General features: G+C 71.0%; 6 protein-coding genes. 5 read left to right on the top strand and 1 reads right to left on the bottom strand.

Going from position 1 to position 3,833, the window contains the following annotated elements; translation table 11 throughout:
• The first annotated feature begins 256 nt into the window (after window positions 1-256).
• The 4 genes from VGR37_01695 to VGR37_01680 all read left to right on the top strand — a co-directional run bounded on the left by VGR37_01695 (window position 257) and on the right by VGR37_01680 (window position 2,458).
• Window positions 257-760 (top strand): tail fiber protein, encoded by a 504-nt coding sequence (locus VGR37_01695; GenBank protein HEV2146109.1) that lies wholly within the window; start codon window positions 257-259, stop codon window positions 758-760.
• A gap of 10 nt (window positions 761-770) precedes the next feature.
• Complete coding sequence (locus tag VGR37_01690; protein HEV2146108.1) at window positions 771-1,274, top strand: tail fiber protein; 504 nt, start codon at window positions 771-773, stop codon at window positions 1,272-1,274.
• Between the two features lie 12 nt (window positions 1,275-1,286).
• Window positions 1,287-1,811, top strand: coding sequence for a tail fiber protein (locus VGR37_01685; GenBank protein HEV2146107.1), 525 nt, complete (start codon window positions 1,287-1,289; stop codon window positions 1,809-1,811).
• Between the two features lie 164 nt (window positions 1,812-1,975).
• Window positions 1,976-2,458 (top strand): GNAT family N-acetyltransferase, encoded by a 483-nt coding sequence (locus VGR37_01680; GenBank protein ID HEV2146106.1) that lies wholly within the window; start codon window positions 1,976-1,978, stop codon window positions 2,456-2,458.
• A 120-nt stretch (window positions 2,459-2,578) separates the two neighbouring features.
• Here VGR37_01680 and VGR37_01675 read toward each other — a convergent pair whose 3' ends face one another.
• Entirely contained in the window at window positions 2,579-3,556 is a 978-nt protein-coding gene (locus tag VGR37_01675; protein ID HEV2146105.1) for an MBL fold metallo-hydrolase, read from the bottom strand.
• Between the two features lie 108 nt (window positions 3,557-3,664).
• Between VGR37_01675 and VGR37_01670 the strand changes: the two genes are divergently transcribed.
• Window positions 3,665-3,793: a hypothetical protein gene (locus VGR37_01670; protein HEV2146104.1), complete on the top strand. Its 129-nt coding sequence runs from the start codon at window positions 3,665-3,667 to the stop codon at window positions 3,791-3,793.
• The last annotated feature ends 40 nt before the right edge of the window (window positions 3,794-3,833 follow it).

Here is a 3,833-nt window from a genome sequence, read left to right as displayed (position 1 = left end):
GGGCCACGGTGGCCCCGCCGGCGACCCGCGGCCGCCGAGATCTTCCGATCACATTGCCCCCGCCGGGCTCGCGCAGGGATCACTTGGATCCACGGGCAGCCCGGCGTTCATTCACCTGTCACCCGCGGCGGAGGAGCCCGACCCCATTCCTGTGGCAACCACGTCCGACGGCCAGACCATTGCCGGCCGCGGGCGGCTGTAGCACTCGAACCGTGGTATGCGGGACCCCCTTCACCCCTCTTCGTCGAGGAGACCGATGGCAGAACCGTTCCTCTCCGAGATCCGGATGATGTCGTTCAGCTTCGCGCCCAAGGGGTGGGCGCTCTGCAACGGCCAGCTCCTTCCCATCAACCAGAACCAGGCGCTCTTCGCGCTCCTGGGAACCACCTTCGGCGGCGACGGGCAGACCAACTTCGCACTCCCCAACCTCCAGGGGCGTACGCCCATTCACGTGGGCAACGGCCACATCCTGGGTGAGGCGGGCGGCGAGCAGGCCCACACGCTCACCATCTCGGAGATGCCTGCGCACACGCACATCGTGACCGCCTCGTCGGCCCAGGGGAACGACATCAACCCTGCCAACAACCTGCTGGCGAGCCCGCTCAACCAGACCTACCGTGCCTCGCCCAGCGGGGGCGCGGTGCTCAACCAGGGCTCGATCCCCCCGGTCGGAGGCTCGCAGCCGCACCTCAACATGCAGCCGTACCTCAGCATCAGCTTCTGCATCGCCCTGCAGGGCATCTTCCCCAGCCCCAACTGACGAGACCAACATGGCGCAACCCTACGTGGGCGAGATCCGGCTCTTCGCCGGGAACTTCGCCCCGGTCGGCTGGGCATTCTGCGAGGGCCAGCTGCTCCCCATCTCCGAGAACGAGGCGCTTTTCCAGCTCATCGGGACCACCTACGGCGGCGACGGGGCGAGCACCTTCGCACTCCCCGACATGCGCGGCCGCATCCCGGTCCACCAGGGCGGCGGCTTCGTCCTGGCGCAGTCCGGAGGCGCTGAAGAGATCACGCTCACCGTGAACCAGCTCCCCTCGCACAGCCACGCCATGCTGGCGTCGGCCGACAACGCGGACGTGACGAGCGCGGCCGGGAGTGTGCTGGCGCAGACACCCAGCTACACCCCCTACATCGCGGACAACCCGAACGTGAGCATGGCCGCGAGCACGGTCTCGCCCACGGGCGGCAGCCAGCCGCACACGAACTTCCAGCCGTACATCTGCGTCAACTACATCATCTCCCTCTTCGGGATCTTCCCGTCCCCCACCTGAGGAGCTCGGATAATGGCCGATCCATTCGTCGCGGAGATCCGCATCTTCCCGTTCAACTTCGCCCCCAAGGGCTGGGCCTGGTGCAACGGGCAGCTCATGCCGATCAGCCAGAACACCGCGCTCTTTTCGCTGCTCGGCACCGTCTACGGGGGCGACGGCAAGAGCACCTTCGCGCTCCCCGACATCCAGGGCAGTGCGGTCATGCACCCCGGCCAGGGGCCCGGTCTTTCGCTCCACGACCTGGGCGAGCAGGGCGGTGCGGACCACGTTACGCTGCTGGAGTCCGAGATCCCCGTGCACGCGCACACTCTGCGCGCCTCCAACCAGCCGGGCGAGGACCCCGCCCCGAATGGTGCATCGCTGGCCCGCTCGGTGGGAGCCACGCTGTACCAGAACAATTCCTCGCAGAACCTGGTGCAGATGAACTTCACCCAGATCTCCGTGGCCGGGGGGAGCACGCCCCACAACAACATGCAGCCGTACCTGACCTTCTACTTCAACATCGCTCTCCAGGGCATCTTCCCTCCCCGAAGCTGAGCGCGACAGGCGGGCGCCACCCCGGTCGAAGGATCGGGGTGGCGGACCCGCGCCCCCTTTGCGCCTGCTGATCCCAAAACACCAGCGTCTGCCTGGAGGCCGTTCCGAGGGGGCCCTGCGCCAGGCAGACAGGTCGTCAACAGGAGGTCCCGATCGAACCGAACGTGTCGCTCCGCCCCATCCGGCCCGAGGACGAGGAGTTCCTCTGCCGGCTGTACGCCAGCACCCGCGAGGAGGAGCTGGCTCCGGTCCCCTGGACGACGGAGCAGAAGGGAGCGTTCCTGCGGCAGCAGTTCCAGGCCCAGCATGCGTACTGGCACGAGCACTACACGGGCGCGAGCTTCGACCTCGTGCTGCTGGACGGCGCGCCGATCGGCCGGCTGTACGTGGACCGGTGGCCGCGCGAGATCCGGATCGTGGACGTCTCGCTCCTCCCGGAGCACCGGAACGGAGGGATCGGGACGGCGCTCATCCGGCAGGTGTTCGCCGAGGGTGACCGGGACGGGAAGCCGGTGAGCATCCACGTCGAGGCGTTCAACCCGGCGCGCCGCCTCTACGGCCGCCTGGGCTTCGATCTGGTGGAAGACAAGGGGGTGTACGTGCTGATGGCGCGCCCCCCCGCCACCGGGGCGCTCACCGTCGCCTGAGCCTGGGCGGCGGAACGGCGCGACGCAGGAACGGCGAGGCCGGGTGGGGACTCCCACCCGGCCTCGCGTCGTGGAGAGCGGTCGCCGCCGCGCCACCACGGGCGGTCCGAAGATCGCCGTTCAGCGCCCGCGTGAACCGGTCAGCGCCCCAAGCACGATCCCCGCCACGGCCGCGGCCCCCACCCCCAGGAGGAGCTTGCTCCGCGCGTCCATGGGCGGCACGGACACGACCCCCGTCCGGTCCGCCACGGCCGGGCGGCCCACGTACCGCCCGTGCGCCGGCACCGCGAGCGCGTCGAAGTCCCGCGCGAGCCGCCGCAGCCCTTCCCGCAGCTCCGGGCCGCGCATGGGCAGGCCGTGCCCGGTGATCGCCACCTCCGGCTCCAGTGCCGCGAGGGCCTCCACCGACCTGCGGGAGGAGAACCAGTCGGGCGTGAAGTACGCCGGGGGCCCGTGGATCTCCCGCCGCTGGGTCATCACCGCCAGCGCGGACTCCTGCTTCGTGGTGACGAAGGCGTCGCCCGCGACCAGGGCGCGGTCCACGTCGCGGAAGAGGGAGACGTGCCCCGCGGTGTGGCCGGGGGTGTGGAACCACTGCCAGCCGGGCATCCCGGGGACGGAGCCGTCGTCCGGGAGGGGGCGCACGCGCGCGCCCAGGTCGATGGGGCCGCGCGGGTACGCGAAGGAGAGCGCCGCCATGGCGCCGCCGCCCACCGTGGGGTCGGGGGGCGGGTAGGAGGAGCGGCCGGTGAGGTACGGCAGCTCCAGCTCGTGCGCATACACCGGCACGTCCCACGTTTCGGCCAGCTCCCGCACCGCGCCCACGTGGTCGAAGTGCCCGTGGGTCAGGACGATCGCCGCGGGCCTCGCCCCCCGCCCGAAGCGCTCGGCCGCGGCCTCCGCGATGCGGTGCGCCGAGCCGGGGATCCCGGTGTCGACCAGGACCCAGCCCCGGTCCCCGGCCCCGGGCACGCCGAAGAACAGCACGTTGACGATGGCCGTCGTGATATAGGCCAGGTCGTGCGTGACGGGCTGCGGCGAGCCGGCCGTGAGCCCCCACGAGGCCTGTGCCGGCGCGTCGAGCAGGTGGGTGGACATCCTTCGCCTCCTTGGGATCGGGAGTGGAGCACGGCGCGAAGCCGCTTCGCGGCCGTCTCGGGGAGGCGGGGAGGATGCAAGGGGCAAGCCGTTGCCCGGGCGGCGGATGTGAACTCGGGCCGGGCCGGGCAGTCCGTCTCCGAGAACCCGGTGCTGCGGACCGGGCGCAGCGCGGGCGACGTCCTGGGCGACCGCCTGCTGGAGGGCGACCTGGACGAGGACGCCCGCTCCACCTGAAACGGAAGCGAGGGGAGCGCCGGACCGTCCGGCGCTCCCC

This window comes from Longimicrobiaceae bacterium (assembly GCA_035936415.1).
Classification (GTDB): Bacteria; Gemmatimonadota; Gemmatimonadetes; order Longimicrobiales; family Longimicrobiaceae; genus JAFAYN01.
Note: the sequence above shows the minus strand (reverse complement) of the source record. Positions and strands in the feature narration are given on the sequence as shown.